This window comes from Candidatus Chloroploca asiatica (assembly GCF_002532075.1).
GTDB lineage: Bacteria > Chloroflexota > Chloroflexia > Chloroflexales > Chloroflexaceae > Chloroploca > Chloroploca asiatica.
The window spans coordinates 65,333-88,167 of sequence record NZ_LYXE01000062.1; the positions used below are offsets into that span (position 1 = coordinate 65,333).

The window sequence follows — 22,835 nt, forward strand, 5'->3', positions numbered from 1 at the left end:
CATCCCACACCACGCACCGGACGCATCCCACCGCCCTACATCCGAAACACCCCAAACTTCGTCGGTTCCACCGGGGCGTTCGCCGCCGCCGCGAGGCCCAGCGCCAGAGCTTTGCGGGTGTCGGGCGGCACGAGGATGCCGTCGTCCCAGAGCCGTGCGGTGGCATAGTAGGGGCTGCCTTCATGGTCGTAGCGCGCTAGGATCGGGGCCATAAATGCTTCCTGCTCTTCTGGCGTCAGATCCTGGCCTCGCGCCTGCAACGCTTCACGCCGTACTGTCAACAGCACCATCGCCGCCTGCTGCCCGCCCATCACGCTGATGCGCGCGTTCGGCCACATCCAGAGTTGCCGCGGTTGGTAGGCTCGCCCACACATGCCGTAGTTACCCGCGCCAAATGAACCCCCAACAACCACGGTGAATTTAGGCACATTTGCACAGCTTACCGCAGTAACGAGCTTGGCACCATCTTTGGCAATGCCACCATTTTCGTATTGCCGTCCCACCATAAAGCCGGTGATATTCTGGAGAAAGAGGAGCGGGATGTTGCGTGAGGCACACAACTCGATGAAATGCGCCCCTTTCAACGAGCTTTCGCTAAAGAGAATCCCGTTATTGGCGAGAATGCCGACCGGAATGCCCTCAATATGCGCAAACCCACAAACGAGCGTGGTGCCATAACGGGTCTTGAATTCGTGCAAGCGACTACCATCAACCAGGCGCGCAATAACCTCGCGGATATCGTAGCTCTTACGACTATCACGGGGCAGCAGGCCATAGAGCTCTTCGGGATCGTAGCGTGGTGGCTCAGGGCTACGCAGATCCCACGGCGGGCTGCGTCGCATGCCAAGGTGCGCCACGATATCGCGCACAATGCCCAGCGCCTCGCGGTCGTCGGCGGCAAAATGGTCGGCAACCCCCGAAAGACGGGTATGCACATCGGCCCCGCCCAGTTCTTCGGCGGTCACCGTTTCGCCTGTCGCCGCCTTGACCAACGGCGGCCCGCCAAGAAAAATTGTCCCCGTATTCTTGACGATCACCACCTCATCGCTCATCGCCGGCACATACGCCCCGCCTGCCGTACACGACCCCATCACACAGGCGATCTGTGGAATGCCCCGCGCCGAAAGCTGTGCCTGATTGTAAAAAATCCGCCCAAAATGGTCACGGTCAGGGAAAACGTCCGCCTGCATCGGCAGAAAAGCCCCACCGCTATCCACCAGATAGATGCACGGCAAATGATTTTCGAGCGCGATCTCTTGCGCCCGCAAATGCTTCTTAACAGTCAACGGGTAATAGGTTCCCCCCTTGACCGTCGCATCGTTTGCCACAATCATCACCTCGCGCCCAGCGACCCGCCCGATCCCCGCGACCACGCCCGCCCCCGGGACAGGATCGGGATAAACCTCATACGCCGCCAGCGGGCTGATCTCCAGCCACGCTGTCCCGGGGTCAAGCAGCAGATCGACGCGCTCACGAGCCAGCAATTTGCCGCGTTCTGTATGTTTACGGCGCGCCTCATCGCTGCCGCCCTGCGCCGCCTCGTCCAGACGGGCCCGCAACTCCTCCGCCAGACCACGATGATACTCGGCATTCGCGCGAAACTCGGCACTGTGCGTATGCACATGACTATGAATGAGTGACATAAGCGTGTTGGGGGTCTTTCATCATTAGATCCATCCCAGATGCAACTATAGCTTTACTGTAGCAGACTTTTCGCCTTCAGCCAACTGCTGGCGCAAACACATATCCGCCACGCGCAACCTGCAACTTTTCGCAAGCCCCCAGCGTCATAAAGACCGTGAAGTGAAAAGACAGATGCTTGAAAGGATCTTGACAATGGCAGCGCAAACGGTCTATCAAACCGAGCGCGGGGTTCACCTCGTACTACGGATACTCTATTTCTTTTTCTTTGGTCTTTGGTTTAGCGCCATCTGGGCCACCATCGCATGGGTGCTCAGTGTGACGATTATCGGTCTACCGATCGGGCTCTGGATGCTCAACCGGCTTCCGCAGGTCACGACCTTGCGCCCGCAACGCAGTGATCTGGTCGTCACCGAGAGCGGTGCGGTCTACCATGCCAATGTCAAGCAGCGCCCCTTCTTGATCCGGGCGCTCTGGTTCTTGCTCGTTGGTTGGTGGTTCAGTGCCCTCTGGCTTGCAGCGGCATGGGCGCTCTGTACGGTCATTATCGGTATGCCCATCGGGTTCTTGATGTTCGACCGCGTACCTGCGGTGATCACCCTGGCGCGCAGCTAAGCCAGCCCTCCGTCCATACGCAAACCAATTGCCTGGCTCGGCCAGGCAATTGGTTTATCACGCTGCTGTCATTGACGCTGCCGAGAGCCCATGCTATGCTTAATATGCCGTCATGGTGTTGATGGCAAGGCAAGCAGACAATGTGAGCCAATTGTTTGGCAACACTCAAAGAGGAGCGCCCAGATCTGGGCGCTCCTCTTCTTTATTTATCGGGAGGATTCATTATGCCAACTATTGCGTTAATTGCCCACGATGGCAAAAAGGCTGATATGGTTGCCTTTGCAACCTACAACCGCGAACGCTTGAAAACCTATAACTTAGTCGCCACCGCCAGCACGGGCAAGCTGCTCAGCGAAAAGGTGGGCCTGCCAGTACGCTGTATGGCGAGTGGGCCGTATGGCGGCGATGCGCAAATTGGGGCGCTCGTCGTCACCGGCGAAGTTGATGCGGTCATCTTTCTCGTCGATCCGCTCGACAAACATCCACACGACCCCGATATCCAGATGCTCATGCGGCTCTGCAACGTGCATAACGTGCCACTGGCAACCAACGTCGCCACCGCCGATTGCCTCATCACCGTCGGTGATCTGCTGCCGGTGATGGGCAAACCCTTAAGCCTCCTCGAGCTATCCCGGAGCTAGACCCCAAGAACCATGGTGGTGCAGGCGCACGAGACTAGCTTTGCTAGCCTCGTGCGCCTGCACCAGCATTTTCACCTTAGCCCTTCCCGGGTGGCGGCTCAGTCACCAGCAACTCACGCAAGAGGTGGCTCTTGGGCGGAATCAGCGTGATCTCGGCCCCGCTCTCGGTGATATTTTGCAGTTCCAGGATCGTAAAGAGCGTATTGGCGATTTGCGGGTCGGCGCTGATTTCACGCAGCGCCTGCCCGAGGATCTGCGGGCGAATCGCCTGCGCCCGTGCAAACTCAATCGCCGCCCGTCGCTCGGCTGTGCTGGTGATAATGCTCACCTGGTTCACGCCATCCTGGCTGATCGCCGAGGTCACCTGGCGTAACCGGTTGACCACCTTTGCTTCGATCTGGCGGATCATGCCCACATCGCGAAAATGGACTTTGCGGATATAGACCGATCCAAGCTGGTAGCCCCATTCTTGTGATTTGGGCGTAACCTCGCTGCGGACAACCTGGCTCATCGGGTGGCGGTTCTCAAGCATATCGGCCAGGGGCATATTGCTCAACGTCCGCACCACCGTGTTGCTCACATTTGCCGCCAACGAGCCCTGCGGATCGGCGTTTTTGAAGAGATAAGAAATCGGATCGCTGATCCCCATCTCGTACCAGACCCCAATCCCCATTGGGGCACCCTCTTCCGAGTTGACCGGCTGACTGCGCAGATATCGCTGATCAAGGCGCATATCGAGCACATCGCACCGCCCAAAGAAGTTGATAATCACCGCCTGGGGACCCAGTTCGACCAACAGGATATGCAGGCCTGGCTCGCGGATCACACCGACAACTTTGCCAAAGAGCGTGTAGACATGGCACGTCCCTTCACGCACAATCGTGTAGATACCAAAGAGGCGCACAAAACCGAGAAAGAGTGGCACCAGAATAAAGAGGAGGAGAAACGTCACCCCCGCCACCGAGAGAGATAGCCAGATCATCGCTCCACCTCCATAATGACACGCTCAGCTTTGAGGAAGAGGTTCAGGCGCACATTGCGAAGATACGCATCCAACGCACCGGGGCCACTGATATCAAGTTGATGGAGCTGCTCGGCCAGGGCTTTGAGCGGCTCGACTTCAGCCTGGGCCTTGAGAGTTTCGATTTCGACCGCCCGCTTCGACTGTACAATGGTCTGGTCAGCCCCCGCCTGGGCCAGGCTGATATCCGAAGAGACCTGGTTGTGGGCGGTATTGATTGCCGCCATCGCCGACTCAACCTCGCGGGGCGCATCAATCTCGGTGATAAGTGAAGCATCGAGCACAATGCCATACCGCACTGCCGACGAGAGACACTCACGATCCATATGTTCGTTCAGATCACGCAGATTCTTGCGCAAATCGTTGATCGACACCCCGCTAACGATGCTCGAGTCAGCCGCAGGCGCACTGAGTTCGGTTGTAATCGGCGGCAAAATACTTAGTGGGGTAGGTGCTTCAAAGTTCGCAATGCGCTCACGCAGGATCGAGATGAAATAGCCCATCACATGCACCACGGGATTCTTGACCCCAAACAGGTATGGATACAGATGGCGCTCGGAGACACGATACCGAATCTGGCCCTTCAAACCGACATTCAGCTGATCTTTCGTCACTGCTTCCAGAAACGTCCCACCGCCATTGGCCTTGGGATCTTCGAGATCCAGGGCCATATTGATCGTCTGGGTCGCAATCGACACCTTGTGAATGCGCTCCCAGGGCCATTTGAAGTACGGCCCCCCCGGCATAATCACCCGCACCTGCGGATAACGATACCGCTCACGCTCCTCGGGCCGCAAAAACTCCATGAAAGGATCTTCTGCAGCCTGACTCGCCGGTAGACGTTCCGCACGCCCAAAAATCGTCTTGACCGCACGCTCATTCTGGTTCACGGTATAGAAACTCAGCATGATATACCGTACCACGAACCATCCGATGAAACCCATCATGATCCCGATAATAACTGCACTCATAGGGTGGTCACTGCTCCTCTTAGGTTTGTCGCCGAGGTGAACTCCATCGCGGGTGGCCTTGTTTCGTGCGAGACAACGCGGATCGCGAGATCAGGGCAAGTCGCCCATATCTATCATATACCACAGGCCGTGTCTTTGTGAAGTATGCTCCCCCCACAAAGAGGTATAATAAGCCACAGAGATGACACGGTTATCAACGTTTTACTAACGAACTTTTTACAAAAGAAATAGTTTCACCTCTTGAATTGTTGTCAAGTACTAACACTCAATGGTCATTTATAAGCTTTTTTCTTTTCTAATCACGCCATATAGTAAAACCTATTGTTCCCTTGCTCGAAAATAGGATCTTCGATGAGACCAGAACGCGATGGATGCGTTCCGGCTCAGCGCAGTGGAAGGCGCGTAATCATGGCTCAGATCTCTGCTTCGATGCGTGTTGGTCCAATTGCAACCTCGGCTTACACCCCAGCACGGCTCATTGGCCTCATTCTTGGCCCCCTCCTCTTTGCCCTTGTGCTCTTTTTGCCCACACCCGCCGGGATGTCGCCTGAAGGCCAGAAGGTTGCCGCAACAACCTTCTGGATTGCCATCTGGTGGATGACCGAGGCCATTCCGATTCCCGTTACCTCGCTGTTGCCCCTCGTGCTGCTTCCGCTTACCGGTGCGCTCAGTCCAGCCGAACTTTCGCCGGGCTATGCCAATCCACTGATCTTTGTCTTTCTTGGTGGCTTTATGATCGCGCTCGCCCTCGAGCGCTGGTCACTCCATCGCCGGATCGCGCTCCGGATCATTACCGTGGTCGGGTGCAGCCCAACGCGCATTGTGCTCGGTTTTATGATCGCGACGGGCTTTCTCTCGATGTGGATCTCGAATACGGCCACGGCGATGATGATGGTGCCCATGGGCACCGCCGTGATCCTCCAGTTCACCGATCTGCTCAAACGTGATGGCAAAGCCGTCGAGCAGGATACCGGCAGTCGCCTCGGTTTTGGGACTGCGCTGATGCTCGGGATCGCCTACTCAGCGTCGATCGGCGGCATTGCAACCCTTGTCGGCACTCCGCCCAATATTGTGCTTGCGGCCGCCGCCAGCGAGTTGCTTGGCTATCAGATTACGTTTGCCGAGTGGATGCTGGTGGGGGTACCCTTTGCCACCGTTGGTCTGCTCGCAACCTGGTTCTACCTCACCAGGATTGCCTACAAAGCCAGCAATCAGGAGATCCCAGGTGGGCTTGATGTGGTACGCGGTGAGTTGTCGCAACTCGGGCCAATGAGTTATGCCGAACGTGCGGTGCTGGTGGTTTTTGGCGCGGTGGCGTTGGCCTGGATCGTCCAGCCTTTTCTGCTGGCCCCGGTCTTCCCGATGGTCAATGATGCCGTGATCGCCCTGATCGGAGCGGTGGTTCTCTTCGCCCTTCCCGCACGCAATCAAGAAGGAGCGCCAACCTTCTTGCTGACCTGGGAAGATGCAAAAAAGCTGCCATGGGGCGTGGTACTGCTCTTTGGGGGTGGTCTGGCCCTCGCCGATGCCTTCAAGAAGTCGGGCCTCGTTGATTGGATGGGCGGGTCGCTCAGTGCGTTTAGCTCGCTCCCCAATCTCTTCTTGCTCGTTGTGGTGGTCGCCATGGTGATCTTCCTCACCGAGATCACCTCGAATACCGCTACCGCAACCATGCTGATGCCCGTGATGGTGGCCCTGGGCATGGCCGCCGGAATGCACCCACTGCTGCTGATGGCCCCGGCTGCAATTGCGGCATCGTGCGCCTTTATGCTGCCCGTTGCGACGCCACCCAATGCGATTGTCTTTGGCAGCGGTGCCGTCACGGTTCCCCAGATGGCCCGTGCGGGTCTCTGGCTGAACCTCGCCAGCATTGCCCTCATTAGCGTGATTGGTTACTGGCTAATGCCCTTCATGTGGGGGTTGTGAGGAAATGCTTGGCCCCCACAAGCCCGCTATGCGGGCTTGTGGGGGCCAAGCATTCTTTGTAAGGCCCTGGCCTAGGGCGATTGCATCATACGAAACCGGATACAACAAGACGCTCTATCAGGGCACCCGCAAGGGGTGCCCGTACACCGGATCCGGCCCCCGGCCGGTAGGGGCACCCCTTGCGGGTGCCCTGGCCTGGTGCATCCACGCAAGATGCAATCGCCCTAGGCACTGGCCCTTATCCCATCGCATCCATGCGTGCGATCCAGAGCGCAGGCTGCTTGATCTCTTCCATCGTGGGCAGGTGCTCGACACGCTCCCATACCCGCGCACAGTAGGCCTGCCCACGCGCCTGGGTGACGGCATTGACAAAAGCTTCGCCCTGCTGATACTGCAAAAGCTTGAGATCCATACCCGTGATCCGGTTGAAGACCTGCTCGATGATCGTCCGGGTGGATTGCCGCTGGGCCACCCGGTGCTCGATCTGCTCAAAGCTGGGCAAGAGTCGTTTGCCCACCGCGTTCATCACGTGGTTGCCATATCCCTCGACGAGCGACATCAACGCTTGCAGTTGCTCAAAGATGGCCCGTTGCTGCGGGGTGAGCATCAACTCGATCCAGTGCTCGTTTGAACCCCAGTTCTGAATAAGGCGCATCAAGAGCTGCGGCACGTTGAGCCCCAGCCCTTCGAGTTGATCATTCAACTGATCAAAGTATTGCTGCAACAGGTCACGGAAGTGCTGACGTACCCACGGGTACGCTTCAAACTCAAAGGCGTGCGTCGTTTCATGCAACGCAATCCAGAGCCGAAAATCTTCGTCGTTCAACCCAAGTTGCCCCTGCACTCGGGCAATGTTTGGTTCAACAAAATAGAGTGCCCCGCCCGTTGCCGGATCAGGCGACAACAGGCTCAGGTCGTATTGCCCCAACACCCGCCGGGCCAGGAAACCAAGCAATCCGCCCATTTGCAAGCCAAGCAGTTTGCTGTTCACGTCACTGAAGAGCATCGCCATACCGTTCTGCGTTGCGTTGCGCTCGTAGATTGCCTCGATCGGGCGAAAGAGATGCTCAAACGAAGTGAAGTTCGCCTCAAGCCACTCGCGCCGATCATGAACATATACCCGACTGATTGGCTCGGGTAATTCTACCCCAAGGTATTCGGCAATCAGTGGCTCACTCTGCTGCACCAGACGCAGATACTGCGCCTCGCGAAACGACCGCTCGATCAACGGGGCCTCTTCCCATTGCGACACCCGCAAGGCCATAGCCCGCGCTTGATCCCAGTCAATCAGACTCGTCTCCCGACGCTCAGTGCGTGTGCGCGTCTCAATATAATAACGTGCGGCGGCGCCGGCGACTGCCCCGATCAGGAGCATGCCGCCTAGACGACGTAGATCAGTTCCAGGCTTCGCCACGACGATTCCCTTTCTCGCGAAATCCAACATAATAACAGCCAGTGTAGCACGGATGCCCGAACCCTGTCCAATCATTTGACAGCCTCCCTACCCCATGCTATACTCGTTGAGTGCGTGCGGGGGCGTAGCTCAGTTGGGAGAGCGCGACAATCGCACTGTCGAGGTCAGGAGTTCGAGCCTCCTCGCCTCCACCACACACACAACGGGGCCATAGCTCAGTTGGGAGAGCGCAACACTGGCAGTGTTGAGGTCTGGGGTTCGAACCCCCATGGCTCCACCACAAGCGACAAAGCGAAACGCCGAGCATTCTGCTCGGCGTTTCGTTTTGTCGCTTGATGCGGGGGCTTTATGCCTGATCACGCTGCGTACGCGCCGCTGCTTCGAGTAACTGCAAAATCCGCGGTACCATGGCCGCAGGGTTCTGGTGCAGGCCTTCGATCAGCAGGGCATTATCGTAGAGCTGCTCGGCGGCTGCGGTGACAATCGGGTCGTTCGCATCAACCTCGACCCGCTGCGCGAGGGCTGCGACCAGGTTGTGGCTCAGGTTCAACTCGAGAATGCGCGGTGCCGCGTCAGCTTCGCGACCCAGCATCTGCTGGATCCGCTGCATTTCGCGCCCCATCATATCGTCGTCACTCACCAGGCGCGCCGGGCTGTCACGCAACACCTTCGACGCGCGCACGGTTTTGACCTTTTCACCCAGGATCGCAGTCAAACGCTCGGCCAGCGGCGTGAATTGCGCTTCGCTGATCTGTGGTTCGGGCGCTACCACCTCGCCCGGCAATTCCAGGTCGGCCTCATCAACATTGCGCAGCTTCAAGCCTTCGTATTCACGCAACCCCGAGAGCATAAAGCCATCCATGAGGTCAGTCAACAACAAGACCTCGATCCCCCGGGCCTTGAACGGATCAAGGTGCGGGCTCGTCGCGGCAGCTTCGGGGCTCGCTGCGAGCACATAGTAGATCTCTTGCTGCCCATCAATAATTCGGCTCTTGTACTGGTTCAGGGTCATCAGTTCGCCATCACTGCGGGTCGTCTCGAAGCGCAACAACTTCAGCAACTCGTTCCGACTTTCGTAATCAGTGGCAATACCCTCTTTGATAAAGACACCGAACTCTTGCCAGAAGGACTTGAAGGCAGTCGCATCTTTGTCGGCCAGATCATTCAACTCGCGGTGCAACCGACTCGTCAACGTCTTCCGGATGCGCTGCATCACCGGCGACGACTGCACACTCTCACGCGATACATTCAGCGGCAAGTCTTCACTGTCAACCACACCCTCGATAAAACGGAAGTAGGCTGGCAAGAGATCCTTCGCCTCTTCGAGGATCAAGACCTTGCGCGAATAGAGCCGAACCTTGCCTTCGACCCGGCGCTCGATCAAGCCACGCTCACGTTTGCCAGGAATAAAGAGCACACTATGCAAATCAACCGGCACATCCGTCGAAAGATGCACGTGCAGCATAGGCTCGTCTGGCTCGAACGTCAATTGCCGATAGAGATTCTGGTACTCCTCGGCTTCGACCTCACGCGGAGCACGCCGCCAGAGCGCCTTGCGCTGATTGATCTGCCGGTCACCACTATAGATGGGAAAGGCAACAAAATCTGAATGTCGTTTCACAATCTGCTCGAGACGCCAATCATTGGCAAACTCGGCTGCATCTTCCTTCAAATGGAGCGTAATCGAGGTGCCGCGTTCTTCGCGTTCAGCCGAACCAATGGTGTAGCGATCGTCACCCGTGCTCTCCCATATGGCTGCCTCGGCCTCGGGACGGTACGAACGCGACACAACGGTCACCTTATCAGCGACCATAAAGACTGAGTAGAAACCAACGCCAAACTGGCCGATCATCTCGCTCGCCGTCGCCTTGCTAGCGTCCTTGGTCTTTTCAACAAACGCACGCGCACTCGACTGGGCAATCGTGCCAAGATGATCAATCAGCTCCTCACGGGTCATGCCCGTACCAGTATCAGTGATCGTCACCGTGCGTGCCTCTTTATCGGCACTCAACCGGATCGCCAGTTCGACCTCAGGATCATGCACATCACGGTTGGTCAACATCTCAAACTGCATCCGATTGAGCGCATCCGATGCATTCGAAATCAGCTCACGCAGAAAAATCTCGCGATCGGTATAGAGCGAATGGGCCAGAATTTGCAACACCTGTTGCACCTCGGCCTTGAAGGTCTTCGCCTCGACCTGAGGCGCCTCAGTCGGCTCGGTCGTCATATACCAGCACTCCTTGCTTCTTCAAAAATAATTCTCCCTATTGTACCGCATCCCCATCCTTCACTTTTCAACGTCATGCTGGTGGGCACCTACGGTGCCCACCAGCATGTACTATAGATCACGAAGTGTTAGAAACACATTAACACTAGACTAACAAACTATATATAGTTCAGTCTGAAGACCGAGCAAAAGCCCATTGACAAGCCCTCTGCCCTATGTTATCCTTGCGCGTAGCGAAGATGAAATAATGCAGAGACGGAACGGAAGGAGCACGCAACATGACAATAGGAATCAACAGTGCGAACGTCGGCGTTGCCGATACGGGCCTTGTGGTTCGGGTCATTGTTGCCCGTGCCACCGCGAGGGTCAGCCAGATCCCATTCCGCCTGCTCAGGAGCTAATTGCTCCTCTGATACGATGAGCAACAGGCTGTGGGTGGCTGATCAGCACCCGCAGCCTTTTTTGATCAAAAAAGGCCGTGGTGTGCCCAGCACCCACGGTCTTTTTGTTTTCACAACGAGTCCGCAGCACATACCTTTGCGTCGCTGGTTCAACCACCAGCCACATAAGTAAGCCACAAACAGGCAGGAGCCATTCTATGATACAGCTTGATGTTGCAGTAATGACCACACGCACGCCATCGGAGGAACGCGACAACATCCCAATGGGGAGGTCAGCCTTGCTTATTTTAGAGCGTGACGGCTCACTGCATCAATATCCCCCTGCCCAGGGCCATACTGCCCCCTCGCAGGCAATGATAAACCTCAATCAAGAAGAGGCAAAACCGGGCTTGATCGATCATCTGCTCGCCTTTGCTTTTGATATCCTTGGCGTTACCAAGCTGGAGTTGCGCATCAATGAACAGCCAGAAGCTTGAGGCAATGATGAACAGCACAGAGCAGACGCCAACTCGCCCGGATCGCTTGCTCGGTACGGTCTTGCGCGCCCAGAGTGGCTTTTTCTGGGTACAGACCAGTACCGAGACGGTGATCTGCAAGCTTCGCGGGCGTTTGAAACGCGAACGCCAAGCGAGTGACATCGCCGTGATTGGCGATCAGGTCGAAATTACGCTTGTCGGCAATGGCGAAGGCGCGATCGAAAGCGTCTACCCGCGTCGCTCCAAACTCGCCCGTCGCGCCGCCGGAACGCGAGGGGCCTATAAAGAAGATGTCCTGGTCGCGAATGTTGACCAGGTTCTGCTCACGTTCGCCTGCGCCCAACCGGCCTTTACGCCGCGTATGCTCGATCGTTACCTTGTTATCTGCGAACATAGCGGCCTTGAAGCCATTATTGTCGCGACCAAAATTGATCTTGTGGATCAGGCAATTGCGACCAAACTCTTTGCCCCCTACGAACAGATCAATTACCGTGTGCTCTATGTCTCAAATCAGACCGGGCAGGGCTTGCAGGCGGTACGCGATACCCTCGCCGGGCGCATCAGTGTCGTCACCGGCAAATCCGGGGTCGGCAAATCAAGCCTGCTCAACGCCCTCCAACCCGATCTCCACCTCGACACGGGAACCATCAGCACAGCCCTCAACAAAGGCCGCCATGTCACTACCGTGGCCGAGTTGATCGCCCTTGATCTCCCTGGTAAAGGCTATGTTGCCGATACCCCCGGTATTCGCGAAATCGGCCTCTGGCAAGTCCCTGCCGATGAACTGGACTGGTGTTATCGCGAACTACGGCCCTACCTTGGTCACTGCTATTTTGCTGGTTGCAGCCATATTCACGAACCAGACTGCGCCGTCCGTACCGCTGTGAACGCCGGCAAGATCGATCACGTCCGTTACGACAGCTATGTGAAACTGCGCCAGGGCGAAAGTTAAATTGGAGGAGAACTGATCATGCCCAAAATCCGCATCAACCTGCGTGAACTGAATAACCTGGATGATCTGGATCTGATCGAAGAGACGGACGAACTGCTCGAACGTGAAGAGCGGAGCGGTGAAGAGAAAGAAAAGCGGCCAGTCAACCCAGTTAACCTGCAACGCCGTCAAGAGGGCCGCAAATTGGGCAAAGCGATCAACCGCATGCTGCGCGAACGCAAACAGGCGCGCTAAGCGCATAAGCATGAGATGCTTGGGGGCCGTAGGCCTTCAAGCATCTCACCTTAGACCTAATACCTTGCAAATAAGCTCACGCGAAGGCGCGAAGGCGCGAAGGGTTAGCTCACCTACGCGAAAACCGTTGCGTCTTTGCGTCAAAACAATCGCCTTCTTTGCAAGGTATTAGCCTTAGACTTCGATGATCGGCCCCTCGCGGGCCGCCTCAAGTCGCAACAACGAGCCCATCGCCACGAGTTCAGCGCGGTAGTGGGCTACCAGGGCATCGAGCTGGGCATCGGTGCGCGTTGGGGCATGATGATAGAGCAAGAGTTGTTCGACGTGCGCTTCCTGTGCCACCTCGATCGCATCTTCGACGCGACTATGCCCATAATCTTCAACCTCTTCGGCCCGCGTATACGGGGCACTGTGGATCAGCACCGTCGCCCCCTCGGCAAAATGCACGGCCTTCCGCCAGATCTGCGCATCACTGTAGCGCACATCGGTCATATAGACCACCGTTCGCCCATGCTCTTCGATCCGATAGGCCCAGATGGGCGAATGCTTGTGCTGCGACAGCGGCATCGCCCGTACCTTCAGCCCTCCGACCTGAAGGGGATGCGTTGAGATCGGCTCAAAGCTATGCGTGGCCGCCATATGCGCCAGGCCATAGACTGGTGAATAGACCGGCGAGAGAATGCCATCATAGACCATGCGCAAGGAACCGCGGGTACTATCGGGGCCATAAATTTTCAGTTTATTGCCTGGTGTATGCACCAACCCCGGAAACGGCAAGCCCAGCAGGTGATCCCAGTAGGTATGGCTGATCAACAGGGTCAACTCGCCCCGACCTTCGCCAAATTCCCGTTGCATCAACTCATCGCCAAAGCGACAAAAGCCGGTGCCACTATCAAGCACCAGCAATTCATCGTGGGCCCCATAGATCACGACACAACACGTATTGCCCCCATACCCCAGATACGCCGCCCCCGGGGTTGGCACATACCCACGCACCCCCCAGAACTGAAGCTTCATAGCGCTTCCTCTTTGTCTAGCACCATGCCCTCAAAGGCAGCGCGGATGACAAGGGGTGGCCTAGCGAGGGCTGACTGCGCTGCGACGATCGCGTCAAGCTCATCATCCGACCGATGCGGATCGTGATGAAAGAGCAATAATTCGCGCACGCCTGCTGCTTCCGCAATCTCACGGGCCTGACTTGCGGTGCTATGCCCCCAGTGGGGAAACTGCGCATACTGAGCATCGGTAAACTGCGCATCATAGAGCATCCAATCCGCATCACGGGCGAGTTCAATAATCGCCTCACGCATGGCGGCCAGTTCTTGCAACTCTACATCCGAGTCAGTCGGCCGCCCTTGCCAGTTGATCCGTTCATCACCAAAGAGCACCGTGTGAAATGGCCCCGTATCAGGGATAAAAACCAGGCTCGCCGCCTCGGTCTCCAAACGATACGCCAGGGCTCGATACGGGTGATTTGTCCGCGCCGTACTTACCTCCACCGAACCAAGGTTAAAACACGATCCCTGATCAATTTCGTGGAAGTGTAACTCGGCCCGTAAATCCTCCAGACTCATCGGCAACAATGGATCAGTCAAAGCGTTGGCAAGCGTCGTACGCAACGTCGATTGGGTACGAGCCATGCCGAAGATATCAATGCGGTATTCTGGTTGATAAATGGGTTGAAAAAAGGGAAACCCAATAATATGATCCCAGTGGGTATGGGTCATCAACAAGTCAAGTTGGCGTGGCGGCGCAGGCTCAGCCGCCAGCGCATCCCCCAGCAGCCGCAGCCCCGTCCCCGCATCAAGCATAATGCACCGCTTAGTGGTACGCACCTCAACACACGTTGTATTGCCTCCATAACGAAGCATTGAACGATGTGCTACCGGGTACGAGCCACGGGTTCCCCAGATACGTACTCTCATGCCCTCGATCCAGAAGTCCTTCGCATAGTATGCTATAGTGTACAGGATAAATGCAATCTGTGTAGTCGTCTACCAGTTTCTCATAGGGCGATTGCATTTCCGTTGGTACGTGCTGTCAAACCGGCGGATCGCCCTCATCTGCCCACACCGTCGGCGTCAACGCCTCGGCTACGAAAAGCACAGCCAGCCTGCGTCGGCTAGATCAAAGCTACGCCGGTGGCCTTCGCTGACCAGGAGCCGAGGCATTGATGCCGACAGCAGAAGCTACAATTGCCATCAAGGAGGCACCGTGAAACGGATCAAAATAGGGGTACAACTTCACCCTCAGCATACTACATGGGCTTCGTTTGCCGATGCGGTGCGCCACGCCGAGGCCATAGGATGTGATACGATCTGGAACTGGGATCATTTCTTTCCGCTTTATGGTGATCCCCAAGGCCCCCATTTTGAAGGGTGGACCGTCTTGACCGCCATGGCAACCCTGACGACCCGCGCTGAAATCGGCTGTCTGGTCTCGTGCAATAGCTATCGCAACCCTGCCCTGCTCGCGAATATGGCCAAGACGGTTGACCATATCAGTGGTGGGCGACTGATCTTTGGGATCGGGGCGGGCTGGTTCGAGCGCGACTATGAAGAGTATGGCTATCCTTTTGGCACCGCACCTGATCGACTGCGAGCCCTGAAAGAGGCACTACCAATCATCAAGCAACGTTGGGAGGTGGAAATCCCGCCCCCTGTACGCCCGATTCCCATTTTGATTGGTGGTGGTGGCGAAAAAGTCACCCTCAAACTGACCGCCCAGCATGCCCAGATCTGGCATGGCTTTGGCACCCCCGACGTCATCCGCCACAAACACGCGGTTCTGGACGCCTGGTGCGTCGAGCTTGGCCGCGACCCTGCCGAGATTGAGCGCAGTATTTCGCCAAGCAAAGGCGAAAGCCTCGAAGCCTACCGCGAAGCAGGCGTGACCCATTTCATCTACGGGATAGGTGAGCCGTGGGATTTTGGCCCGGTGGAAGAAGCCCTACGCTGGCGTGATACGCAATAGCCCCTGGAAAAAAGCCAGCATAGCTGGCTTTTTTCCACCAAAGCTCACACATCGCGTGGCAGTTGCTGCGAGTGTCCTTCAAGCCGCCAGAGGATCCGCTGCACCACCTGCGCATCAAAGGCAATCTGCGCATTCTGCTGCGGATCGGTTGGCTCAAAGAGGCCCCGGCCTTCGGCGTCAAAACTATTCGCCACATACAACAGCGCCTCTTCGCGCACCTCGCGCTCAAACGCCAGATGTTGACGATAGAGATGCCGCATCAATTCTGGTGACGGCCTGAGATTACGGAGTTCGCGCCGCCCAAGGATCGCGACCAGGCGTGCGCGGGCCTCACCAGGATCGCGCGTCGTTGCGGCCAGCATCACCCGCTGCAGCCCCACCGGTGGCGGGATGAGCCTAGGAACAACGGCACCGGTTGCGAGGGAAGGACTGAACTGGATCTGTCCTGCGTGGCGTAACACCTGATCAGCCAAGCGGGAACTAACCTGCGGCACATTGATCGTCGCCGTCAGAAAGCAATTCCGCGGGACCACCGGATGCTGCGCTGCTGGAAGCCCACTCAAGACGAGACGCCGCTCGCCGTGTGGCTCCACCCGCAACAGGCGACTCAAATAGAGATCGAGTTCTTCGAGGGTCAGCCCTCTAAGCAGCACCAGATAGGCTTTGCCAGCATTTTCGGGCACGGCCGCCTCGTGCATCGTTTCGAGCAACTGACTAATGCCAAAGCGCGTATGAATATCGCGGTAGTAGGTACTCTGCGTACCGTGGCCCGTCCAACTATCCGATCCAATCGTCACAAACTGCCCACTATCCTGGCCGACGAGCGAAGCCGCCACCCCAGCCGCCATGGCTGCCTTGCCCGCGCCTTCGCGGCCAGTCAACACCACAAACGGATTTGTCTTCAATGACACATAGTAGGCAACAAGGAGCGAACGAGAAAAGAGACTTCCGAGATCATGAACCAGCCTGGCGACGAGTTGTTGTTCTCCACTGCCAGCACAACGAGCGCGATAGGCCGAACCAGGCGAGGTCATCGTGTTGACAGGGTGCGTCAACTTCCCCTGGCCTACACTGGCCTGACCACTGGCATCTTTGCCAATGGTATGGAAGTTATAAGCAATCATAAGCTCCTATCCAAGGCGTATATCTGAGGCATCACCAATGTTCAGTTCGTGACTGATCCCATCAATAAACGCCTTCTCTCCAATCAAACTCCCCGACATAATCACGGATTGGATTTGCGCACCAGCGTTGACAATCGTATTTTGGATAATCGATGTACGAATGACCGACCCATCGGCGACCGAAACATACGGACCAACCACCGAGTTTTCAATCACCGCATTGGGGGCAATATGCACCGGCGGAATAATCACCGATTGGATCCCATCAATCACACAACTATGCCCGTGGTCTAAGAGATAGCGATTAGTATCGAGCAACGCCTCGACGGTGCCACAATCGCGCCACATCGGCACGGCTTCAGCGTGCAGAATCTCGCCACGTTCAATCATCACCTGCAGCGCATCGGCGAGATAGTATTCGCCTTTAGTCTGGATTTTTTGCTCCATGATGTAGCTGATCGCATCCATCAAGCGCTGCGCTTCGGGCACATAATAGAAGCCTACCACGGCCAGGTTCGACACTGGCTCGAGTGGTTTTTCCACCAGACGAACAATGCGCCCCTCCTCAACCACGGCTACACCAAAGCGGCGTGGGTCATCAACTTCTTTGCAGTAGATAATGCCTTCACTGGGATGGGTTGCCAGGCGCGCTTTATCGATCCCGACCAAGCCATCACCAAACACGACGAGCAACGGGCCGCTGATCTCTTTGGCCAGATAAATGGCATCGGCCTGACCGCGCATCTCTTGTTGGACAAGAAAGCGTAGCGGAATATGCCCATAGTTTTGGCAGACAAAATCCTCGATCTGCTTGCCTAAATAGCCAGTTACACAGATCAGTTCGTCAATCTGGACATCAAGCAGATCATCAATAATATGGGCCAGCACTGGTTTGCCTGCCACCTGCACCAGTGGTTTTGGCTTGCTAAACGTATGAGGTCGCAAACGTGTACCCAAACCCGCCGTCAAGATCATAACCCGCATAGCTTCAGTTCCTTGATGCGCACGTACCGCCGCAACATCCTGATCCACATCCCCCACCAGCAGGCGCACTCATCGCAGAAACCTCTGAACGCAATGAACCCCCACGGCTATGCGCAGCAAAGACCGATAACTGGCGGTGGACATGCTCGCTTCCACAGGCGGGACAGGTAAGGCCCTTCTCATCCTGATCCATCCGGCGCAAGAGTTCAAAGTGACTATGACACACGTCACAGCCATACTCATACATTGGCATAGGGCTACCTCAAAATAGAACCTGATTTCCAATTTGCAGCTTCCGTACCCTGATTATACCACGCCACTGCCCAATATGGAACCTTGACAGCAGGAAACGGACATGGTACGATTCCGCCACTTCAATGATGGATAAACCCACCCAAAATACGGGTAATTCTTCCCCATGCTCCGCCCCACAGATGTGTCGGAGTAATGACGAGCTATGCTCCTGAACCTCCTCGGCTGAACGCAATGTAGCTGTGGGCCGCTTAACTTGCCGCCTTGCAATGGGGGCGCTCTCACGCACCCAGGAGAATGCCTATCGCGCTATTTATGGTGTTCTTTGCGCTGGCTTTTGTGATAGCTTTGCTTGCTGAAGGAGTATCTTCTATGAACAAATTGAACTGGCGTAGCAGCCTGGCCGTACTTATGATGCTGGCGCTGCTCTTGCCCATCCTGGCCGCCTGTGGTGGTGGAACGGCAACCGCCCCAACCACGCCACCCGCACCCGAGGCAGCAACAACTGCCCCGGCCCCTGATGCGCCCACGACGCCCCCGGCCCCTGATACGCCCACGACGCCCCCGGCCCCCAGTACCGGTACGGCTCAGGCCGGTGTGCTGCGGATCAATACCGAGAGCGAACCTGATAATGTCGATCCGCAGAAGTCAAGCTTCGTGCGTGAGATTCAGTTCATCATGATGGCCTATCAGGCCCTAATGACGTTCGATGGTAATATGGAACCCATCCCTGCTGCCGCCGAAAGTGTCGAGACCTCGGCTGATGGCTTGAAGTACACCTTCAAGCTGCGCCCCGATGGTCAGTATAGCGATGGCACACCCGTGACGGCCCAGAATTTTGAGTATGCCTGGCGCCGCCTCGCTGACCCCGAGACGGCCGGTGAGTATCAGTCACTGCCGTGTGGCATCATCAAGGGCTATACCGAGTATTCCGCCACGGCCTGTGAAGGCATGGAGATGGAGGAAGCCCTGGCCCGTGACCAGGACGAGTTGCTGGCGAACTTCGGCGTCAAGGCCATTGATGACCTGACCCTCGAAATTGAACTCGTCGCCCCGGCCCCCTATTTCCTCTCGATGGCGGCCCTCTGGATTGGTGCCCCCGTGCGTGAGCAGGATGTCGCTCAGGGTGACGATTGGTGGTACTACCCCGAGAATTATATTGGCAATGGACCTTTTGTCCTGACCGAGTGGGACCACGGCAATCGGGCTGTCTGGGAACCCAATCCCAACTATGCCGGGCCACTTGGCCCCGTCGCGCTGCAGCGTGTCGAGTACTATATGATCACCGAAAGCCAGGTCGCCTTCCAGGCTTATCAAAACGGTGAACTCGATATGCTCCACGTGGCCCCTGAAGATCTCCAGGCAGTGCAAAGCGATCCGACGCTGAGTCAGGAGCTCTTGCCGGTCAGTGGTTCCTGTACGTTCTACTTTGGCTTCAATACGACCAAGGCTCCCTTCGAGGATCTCAAGGTACGGCAGGGCTTTGCGCAGGCGTTTGACCGCGAAGCCTGGAACCGCGATATCTTTGGTGGCCTCGGCAGCGTGGCCTATAGCTTTATCCCCCCTGGGTTCCCTGGCTTCCAGCCCGAGTTGCGCCTGTGGGAATTTGATCCTGAAGCAGCCAAAGCGCTGATCGCCGAGTCTTCCTATGGTGGTGTCGAGAACCTGCCCGAGATCAAGTTGACCTACTCGGCCAGTGCGCGCAATAATGCCCGCTTCGAGTGGATGGCCGGTCAGTTGAAGACCAACCTGGGTATTGATGCTGTCCTTGACCCGATTGACCCGACCGCTTTCTCGGCGGCTACCAAGGACAATCCGCCCCAGATGTTCTCACTCGGCTGGTGCGCTGATTATCCCGATCCCCAGAACTGGATCTCGCTCTTCCAGACCAACGGTCTGCTGAGCACCCGGGTCGGCTATTCCAATCCCGAGTTCGATGCCCTGGTCATCCAGGCTGATGTTGAGCAGGATCCCGTCAAACGTGCCGAGCTCTATGCTCAGGCGCAAGAGATCCTGGTGACGGATGCACCGGTTGCCTTCACTCGCAACGACGGTGGCTACGAACTCGTCAAGCCCTATGTTCAGGGTGTCAACGGCGAGACAATTACGCCGATTGATTACTGGTATGGCTACTTCAACCTGCCGAATGTTGATGTCCAGCCCTGATCGAGTCTAGGGATGCTTTCGCTGGAAAAGCGCCAGCATAGCTGGCGCTTTTCCAGCAAAGAAGCCGGTTTGGGGGCGCAGCCTCCAGCGGCGATTTCATGTATGCTGGTGCAAACGGCCAATTTCGCTGGGGCGGCAACGCCCCAAACCCCTTGAGCGGAGCATAATATTATGACGGCGTATATTCTTCGTCGCATTCTCTGGCAGATCCCAGTGCTGGTTATTGTTGGTCTGCTGACCTTTGGTATCGCCAAAATGACGCCTGGGGGACCATTTGATACCGATCCAACGCGACGTCAGATGTCACCACAGGTCGAGGCAGTGCTACGCGATCGCTTTGGCATGGACCTGCCCTTCTGGCGCCAATTTACGCGCTATATGTTTCTCGATGTCGTCACCGATCCAAAGACTGGTGAACAAGGGATCCGCTGGGGGGCGATTGGGGGAAACTTCGGGCCAACCTATAGCTCGCGTGGGGCGCGGACGGTGCAGCAAGAGCTCTTTGGCGATCGGGGAGGCAAGCCGAGCCGCTTTTATTATTCGGCACGCCTGGGGGTACAGGCACTGCTCTTTGCCGTGCTGCTCGGCATTCCGATGGGCGTGCTTGCCGCACTCAAACAGAATACCTGGATTGATTATCTGGTGCTCCTGACCTCAACCTTCTTTGTATCGCTTTCAACCTTGATTGTTGGTTTTCTCTTGGTCTTGATCTTTGCAAGCTGGTTGAAATGGTTTACGGTCTTGCCCAATTGGAATGATCCGATCCGCCCGTGGATTCTCCCAACGATTGCGCTCGGCTCAACCTCACTTGGCTTTATTACCCGCTTGACTCGCTCGAGTGTCCTCGAGGTCAAACGGCAAGATTATGTGCGCACCGCACAAGCCAAGGGCCTCAACGATCAGGTCGTTGTCTGGCGGCATATGTTGAAAAATGCGGTGCTGCCCGTCATTACGATCCTCGGGCCACTCTCGGCTGCATTGATTACCGGCACGCTCTACACCGAAATTATTTTCCAGGTTCCCGGCATGGGTTCGCTCTTGATCGAAGCCATCGGCAAACGCGATTATTCGATGATTATGGCTGGGGCACTTGTCTTTGTCTTTTTTCTTGGCCTCGCCAATCTCATGGTAGACATCGCCTACGGCGTGGTTGATCCACGGATTAGCTATAAATAGAGCATAGCCCTCACCAATGGAGTACAACCATAATGGCAACTACGGCACGTTCAGCCTCAGCGCTTGAAGAGCTCAACCTCACGGCAACAAAACCTCGAAGCCTTTGGGGGGATGCGTGGCGACGGCTCCGCCGCAATAAGGCGGCCATGCTTGGAATCACGGTGGTACTCCTCTATGTGCTTGTCGCCCTTGCGGCACCCTGGCTTGCCCCCAAAAATCCGGTCGCCCAGACGTCCAATAACAGCCTTCGCCCCCCGATCTGGGTCACCGATAATCCAAATCGCCAGCCGAATCCTGAACATCTGCTCGGTACCGATACCAATGGCCGCGATATTCTGAGCCGCCTCATCTTTGCGACGCGCGTCTCCTTGATCGTGGGGGTAGTGCCACAGCTTATTATTGTGGTGATCGGGGTCGGCGTTGGTCTCGTGGCCGGTTTTCGGGGCGGGTGGGTTGATAACCTCTTGATGCGCTTGACTGAAATTGTCGCATCGTTCCCCGATCTGCTCTTCATTATTACGCTCACGGTGGCCTTCCGCGAGACTTTATTTGGCAAGGCCTTCAATGGTCTACTGTTGATCTTTACCGCGCTGGCGGTGGTTGGCTGGACGAGCCTCGCCCGCCTTGTGCGTGGGCAGGTGCTCTCGCTCAAAGAAAAGGAGTTTGTCGAGGCAGCCAGAGCACTCGGCATACCGACCAGCCGCATTCTCGTGCGCCATATTTTGCCCAATACCCTCGCCCCGATCATTGTGGCGGTTTCGTTCAGTATTCCCAGCCTGATCCTGGCCGAAGCAATTCTGACCTTTCTCGGGGTCGGGATGCGTCCTTCAGTGGATCCAGCCAATCCGTTGCCGACCAGCCTTGGTCAGATGATGACTGATGGGTTCAACAATCTCAGTTCTGGACCGTGGATGCTGCTCTTCCCCGTCTTGATGCTCTCAACCCTCGTGATCTCGTTCACCTTCCTCGGTGATGGGTTGCGCGATGCGCTTGATCCGCGGGATGCGGGGCGTTAGGAGGGGGGAAGCACGCCGACCGGACGCCCCCGCTGCCTCCGGCTCGTTCGTCTGGGGTGGAGCGTCCTCCTGGTACAGGCATTGAACCACCCCAAGGCATCCTCCTTGTCACCCCGAGCGCAGCGAGGGGTCTTCCATGCGCCGCAGTGAAGATTCCTCTTCCTCACTCCGTTCGGAATGACATGGATGGCGTTGGCACTCCGCTGCGCCCGCCCTGGCACCCCGCTGCGCCCGCCCTGGCACTCCGCTGCGCCCTCCCTGTCACCCCGAGCGCAGCGAGGGGTCTTCCATGCGCCGCAGGGAAGATTCCTCACTCCGTTCGGAATGACATGGCTGGCGTTGGCACCCCGCTGCGCCCACCTTGTCACCCCAAGGCATCCTCCGCCACCCCAAGGCATCCTCCTTGGCACCCCGCCGCGCCAGCATTGGCACCCCGCCGCGCCAGCATTGGCACCCCGAGCGGAGCGAGGGGGCTTCCATGCGCCGCAGGGAAGATTCCTCACTGCGTTCGGAATGACAGCGGGGGCGTTGTCACTCCCAATCCGGGCTTAAGTCAAGCCACTTCGGGTTCAACCCCTCGATCAGCGTGATCTTCTTCTCGCGGCACCAGCCCTTAAGCTCC

At 56.9% G+C, this 22,835-nt stretch carries 21 protein-coding genes and 2 tRNA genes; 13 read left to right on the forward strand and 10 right to left on the reverse strand.

The window, feature by feature from the left end:
• Window positions 1-35 precede the first annotated feature (35 nt).
• Window positions 36-1,643, reverse strand: a complete 1,608-nt coding sequence (locus A9Q02_RS05695) for a carboxyl transferase domain-containing protein (RefSeq protein ID WP_097651392.1) — start codon at window positions 1,641-1,643, stop codon at window positions 36-38.
• Between the two features lie 193 nt (window positions 1,644-1,836).
• Here A9Q02_RS05695 and A9Q02_RS05700 point away from each other — a divergent pair, with 193 nt between their 5' ends.
• Both A9Q02_RS05700 and A9Q02_RS05705 read left to right on the forward strand, forming a co-directional pair.
• Window positions 1,837-2,256, forward strand: coding sequence for a YccF domain-containing protein (locus A9Q02_RS05700; RefSeq protein ID WP_097651393.1), 420 nt, complete (start codon window positions 1,837-1,839; stop codon window positions 2,254-2,256).
• A gap of 224 nt (window positions 2,257-2,480) precedes the next feature.
• Window positions 2,481-2,897 (forward strand): methylglyoxal synthase, encoded by a 417-nt coding sequence (locus tag A9Q02_RS05705; protein WP_097651394.1) that lies wholly within the window; start codon window positions 2,481-2,483, stop codon window positions 2,895-2,897.
• A gap of 76 nt (window positions 2,898-2,973) precedes the next feature.
• Here the strand turns inward: A9Q02_RS05705 and A9Q02_RS05710 are convergent, their stop codons facing one another.
• Together A9Q02_RS05710 and A9Q02_RS05715 are read right to left on the reverse strand one after the other, a co-directional pair.
• On the reverse strand, window positions 2,974-3,879 hold the full coding sequence (locus tag A9Q02_RS05710) for an SPFH domain-containing protein (protein WP_097651395.1): 906 nt from the start codon (window positions 3,877-3,879) through the stop codon (window positions 2,974-2,976).
• Window positions 3,876-4,889: an SPFH domain-containing protein gene (locus tag A9Q02_RS05715; RefSeq protein ID WP_097651396.1), complete on the reverse strand. Its 1,014-nt coding sequence runs from the start codon at window positions 4,887-4,889 to the stop codon at window positions 3,876-3,878. Before A9Q02_RS05715 ends, A9Q02_RS05710 begins: the two co-directional genes overlap by 4 nt.
• A gap of 408 nt (window positions 4,890-5,297) precedes the next feature.
• On the opposite strand from A9Q02_RS05715, the gene A9Q02_RS05720 reads away from it, so the two are divergent.
• A complete protein-coding gene (locus A9Q02_RS05720) occupies window positions 5,298-6,815 on the forward strand; it encodes an SLC13 family permease (protein WP_172450681.1) in 1,518 nt (505 codons plus the stop codon).
• 238 nt (window positions 6,816-7,053) lie between these two features.
• On the opposite strand, the gene A9Q02_RS05725 is transcribed toward A9Q02_RS05720, so the two are convergent.
• Window positions 7,054-8,229 carry a zinc-dependent metalloprotease gene (locus A9Q02_RS05725; RefSeq protein WP_245860379.1) on the reverse strand — a complete coding sequence of 392 codons (1,176 nt, stop codon included), beginning with the start codon at window positions 8,227-8,229 and terminating at the stop codon, window positions 7,054-7,056.
• Window positions 8,230-8,347: 118 nt separating this feature from the next.
• On the opposite strand from A9Q02_RS05725, the gene A9Q02_RS05730 reads away from it, so the two are divergent.
• Both A9Q02_RS05730 and A9Q02_RS05735 read left to right on the forward strand, forming a co-directional pair.
• A tRNA-Ala gene (locus A9Q02_RS05730) sits at window positions 8,348-8,423 on the forward strand.
• 10 nt (window positions 8,424-8,433) lie between these two features.
• Window positions 8,434-8,509, forward strand: a tRNA-Ala gene (locus tag A9Q02_RS05735).
• Window positions 8,510-8,575: 66 nt separating this feature from the next.
• Here the strand turns inward: A9Q02_RS05735 and htpG are convergent.
• Window positions 8,576-10,459 (reverse strand): molecular chaperone HtpG, encoded by a 1,884-nt coding sequence (gene htpG / locus A9Q02_RS05740; RefSeq protein WP_097651398.1) that lies wholly within the window; start codon window positions 10,457-10,459, stop codon window positions 8,576-8,578.
• 278 nt (window positions 10,460-10,737) lie between these two features.
• On the opposite strand from htpG, the gene A9Q02_RS25035 reads away from it, so the two are divergent.
• The 4 genes from A9Q02_RS25035 to A9Q02_RS05755 all read left to right on the forward strand — a co-directional run bounded on the left by A9Q02_RS25035 (window position 10,738) and on the right by A9Q02_RS05755 (window position 12,522).
• A complete protein-coding gene (locus A9Q02_RS25035) occupies window positions 10,738-10,860 on the forward strand; it encodes a hypothetical protein (RefSeq protein WP_281256871.1) in 123 nt (40 codons plus the stop codon).
• A 197-nt stretch (window positions 10,861-11,057) separates the two neighbouring features.
• Complete coding sequence (locus A9Q02_RS05745) at window positions 11,058-11,336, forward strand: hypothetical protein (protein ID WP_097651399.1); 279 nt, start codon at window positions 11,058-11,060, stop codon at window positions 11,334-11,336.
• A complete protein-coding gene (gene rsgA, locus A9Q02_RS05750; RefSeq protein WP_245860382.1) occupies window positions 11,317-12,288 on the forward strand; it encodes a ribosome small subunit-dependent GTPase A in 972 nt (323 codons plus the stop codon). The genes A9Q02_RS05745 and rsgA overlap by 20 nt, the downstream gene beginning before the upstream one ends.
• An 18-nt stretch (window positions 12,289-12,306) precedes the next feature.
• Window positions 12,307-12,522 carry a hypothetical protein gene (locus A9Q02_RS05755; RefSeq protein ID WP_097651400.1) on the forward strand — a complete coding sequence of 72 codons (216 nt, stop codon included), beginning with the start codon at window positions 12,307-12,309 and terminating at the stop codon, window positions 12,520-12,522.
• 174 nt (window positions 12,523-12,696) lie between these two features.
• On the opposite strand, the gene A9Q02_RS05760 is transcribed toward A9Q02_RS05755, so the two are convergent.
• Together A9Q02_RS05760 and A9Q02_RS05765 are read right to left on the reverse strand one after the other, a co-directional pair.
• On the reverse strand, window positions 12,697-13,539 hold the full coding sequence (locus A9Q02_RS05760) for an MBL fold metallo-hydrolase (protein ID WP_097651401.1): 843 nt from the start codon (window positions 13,537-13,539) through the stop codon (window positions 12,697-12,699).
• Window positions 13,536-14,447 (reverse strand): MBL fold metallo-hydrolase, encoded by a 912-nt coding sequence (locus A9Q02_RS05765; RefSeq protein WP_097651402.1) that lies wholly within the window; start codon window positions 14,445-14,447, stop codon window positions 13,536-13,538. The genes A9Q02_RS05760 and A9Q02_RS05765 overlap by 4 nt, the downstream gene beginning before the upstream one ends.
• A gap of 289 nt (window positions 14,448-14,736) precedes the next feature.
• Here A9Q02_RS05765 and A9Q02_RS05770 point away from each other — a divergent pair, with 289 nt between their 5' ends.
• Window positions 14,737-15,495, forward strand: coding sequence for an LLM class F420-dependent oxidoreductase (locus tag A9Q02_RS05770; protein ID WP_097651403.1), 759 nt, complete (start codon window positions 14,737-14,739; stop codon window positions 15,493-15,495).
• 44 nt (window positions 15,496-15,539) lie between these two features.
• On the opposite strand, the gene A9Q02_RS05775 is transcribed toward A9Q02_RS05770, so the two are convergent.
• Genes A9Q02_RS05775 through A9Q02_RS05785 form a run of 3 tightly spaced genes read right to left on the reverse strand, consistent with a single transcriptional unit; the run spans window position 15,540 to window position 17,856 of the window.
• Complete coding sequence (locus tag A9Q02_RS05775; protein ID WP_097651404.1) at window positions 15,540-16,619, reverse strand: hypothetical protein; 1,080 nt, start codon at window positions 16,617-16,619, stop codon at window positions 15,540-15,542.
• Window positions 16,620-16,625: 6 nt separating this feature from the next.
• Window positions 16,626-17,603, reverse strand: coding sequence for a sugar phosphate nucleotidyltransferase (locus A9Q02_RS05780; RefSeq protein WP_097651405.1), 978 nt, complete (start codon window positions 17,601-17,603; stop codon window positions 16,626-16,628).
• 4 nt (window positions 17,604-17,607) lie between these two features.
• Window positions 17,608-17,856 carry an FmdB family zinc ribbon protein gene (locus A9Q02_RS05785; protein ID WP_172450684.1) on the reverse strand — a complete coding sequence of 83 codons (249 nt, stop codon included), beginning with the start codon at window positions 17,854-17,856 and terminating at the stop codon, window positions 17,608-17,610.
• Window positions 17,857-18,227: 371 nt separating this feature from the next.
• On the opposite strand from A9Q02_RS05785, the gene A9Q02_RS05790 reads away from it, so the two are divergent.
• The 3 genes from A9Q02_RS05790 (at window position 18,228) to A9Q02_RS05800 (ending at window position 22,213) form a co-directional block, all read left to right on the forward strand.
• On the forward strand, window positions 18,228-20,021 hold the full coding sequence (locus A9Q02_RS05790; protein WP_097651407.1) for a peptide ABC transporter substrate-binding protein: 1,794 nt from the start codon (window positions 18,228-18,230) through the stop codon (window positions 20,019-20,021).
• A gap of 171 nt (window positions 20,022-20,192) precedes the next feature.
• Window positions 20,193-21,197 (forward strand): ABC transporter permease, encoded by a 1,005-nt coding sequence (locus tag A9Q02_RS05795; protein WP_097651408.1) that lies wholly within the window; start codon window positions 20,193-20,195, stop codon window positions 21,195-21,197.
• A gap of 32 nt (window positions 21,198-21,229) precedes the next feature.
• A complete protein-coding gene (locus A9Q02_RS05800) occupies window positions 21,230-22,213 on the forward strand; it encodes an ABC transporter permease (protein WP_097651409.1) in 984 nt (327 codons plus the stop codon).
• Window positions 22,214-22,835: the final 622 nt, after the last annotated feature.

What these genes read in the sequence shown, in the direction of transcription:
- A9Q02_RS05695 (WP_097651392.1), bottom strand. Translation starts at nt 1,643, where the DNA reads ATGTCACTCATTCATAGTCATGTGCATACGCACAGTGCCGAGTTTCGC.
- A9Q02_RS05700 (WP_097651393.1), top strand. Translation starts at nt 1,837, where the DNA reads ATGGCAGCGCAAACGGTCTATCAAACCGAGCGCGGGGTTCACCTCGTA.
- A9Q02_RS05705 (WP_097651394.1), top strand. Translation starts at nt 2,481, where the DNA reads ATGCCAACTATTGCGTTAATTGCCCACGATGGCAAAAAGGCTGATATG.
- A9Q02_RS05710 (WP_097651395.1), bottom strand. Translation starts at nt 3,879, where the DNA reads ATGATCTGGCTATCTCTCTCGGTGGCGGGGGTGACGTTTCTCCTCCTC.
- A9Q02_RS05715 (WP_097651396.1), bottom strand. Translation starts at nt 4,889, where the DNA reads ATGAGTGCAGTTATTATCGGGATCATGATGGGTTTCATCGGATGGTTC.
- A9Q02_RS05720 (WP_172450681.1), top strand. Translation starts at nt 5,298, where the DNA reads ATGGCTCAGATCTCTGCTTCGATGCGTGTTGGTCCAATTGCAACCTCG.
- htpG (WP_097651398.1), bottom strand. Translation starts at nt 10,459, where the DNA reads ATGACGACCGAGCCGACTGAGGCGCCTCAGGTCGAGGCGAAGACCTTC.
- A9Q02_RS25035 (WP_281256871.1), top strand. Translation starts at nt 10,738, where the DNA reads ATGACAATAGGAATCAACAGTGCGAACGTCGGCGTTGCCGATACGGGC.
- A9Q02_RS05745 (WP_097651399.1), top strand. Translation starts at nt 11,058, where the DNA reads ATGATACAGCTTGATGTTGCAGTAATGACCACACGCACGCCATCGGAG.
- rsgA (WP_245860382.1), top strand. Translation starts at nt 11,317, where the DNA reads ATGAACAGCCAGAAGCTTGAGGCAATGATGAACAGCACAGAGCAGACG.
- A9Q02_RS05755 (WP_097651400.1), top strand. Translation starts at nt 12,307, where the DNA reads ATGCCCAAAATCCGCATCAACCTGCGTGAACTGAATAACCTGGATGAT.
- A9Q02_RS05760 (WP_097651401.1), bottom strand. Translation starts at nt 13,539, where the DNA reads ATGAAGCTTCAGTTCTGGGGGGTGCGTGGGTATGTGCCAACCCCGGGG.
- A9Q02_RS05765 (WP_097651402.1), bottom strand. Translation starts at nt 14,447, where the DNA reads ATGAGAGTACGTATCTGGGGAACCCGTGGCTCGTACCCGGTAGCACAT.
- A9Q02_RS05775 (WP_097651404.1), bottom strand. Translation starts at nt 16,619, where the DNA reads ATGATTGCTTATAACTTCCATACCATTGGCAAAGATGCCAGTGGTCAG.
- A9Q02_RS05780 (WP_097651405.1), bottom strand. Translation starts at nt 17,603, where the DNA reads ATGCGGGTTATGATCTTGACGGCGGGTTTGGGTACACGTTTGCGACCT.
- A9Q02_RS05785 (WP_172450684.1), bottom strand. Translation starts at nt 17,856, where the DNA reads ATGCCAATGTATGAGTATGGCTGTGACGTGTGTCATAGTCACTTTGAA.
- A9Q02_RS05790 (WP_097651407.1), top strand. Translation starts at nt 18,228, where the DNA reads ATGAACAAATTGAACTGGCGTAGCAGCCTGGCCGTACTTATGATGCTG.
- A9Q02_RS05795 (WP_097651408.1), top strand. Translation starts at nt 20,193, where the DNA reads ATGACGGCGTATATTCTTCGTCGCATTCTCTGGCAGATCCCAGTGCTG.
- A9Q02_RS05800 (WP_097651409.1), top strand. Translation starts at nt 21,230, where the DNA reads ATGGCAACTACGGCACGTTCAGCCTCAGCGCTTGAAGAGCTCAACCTC.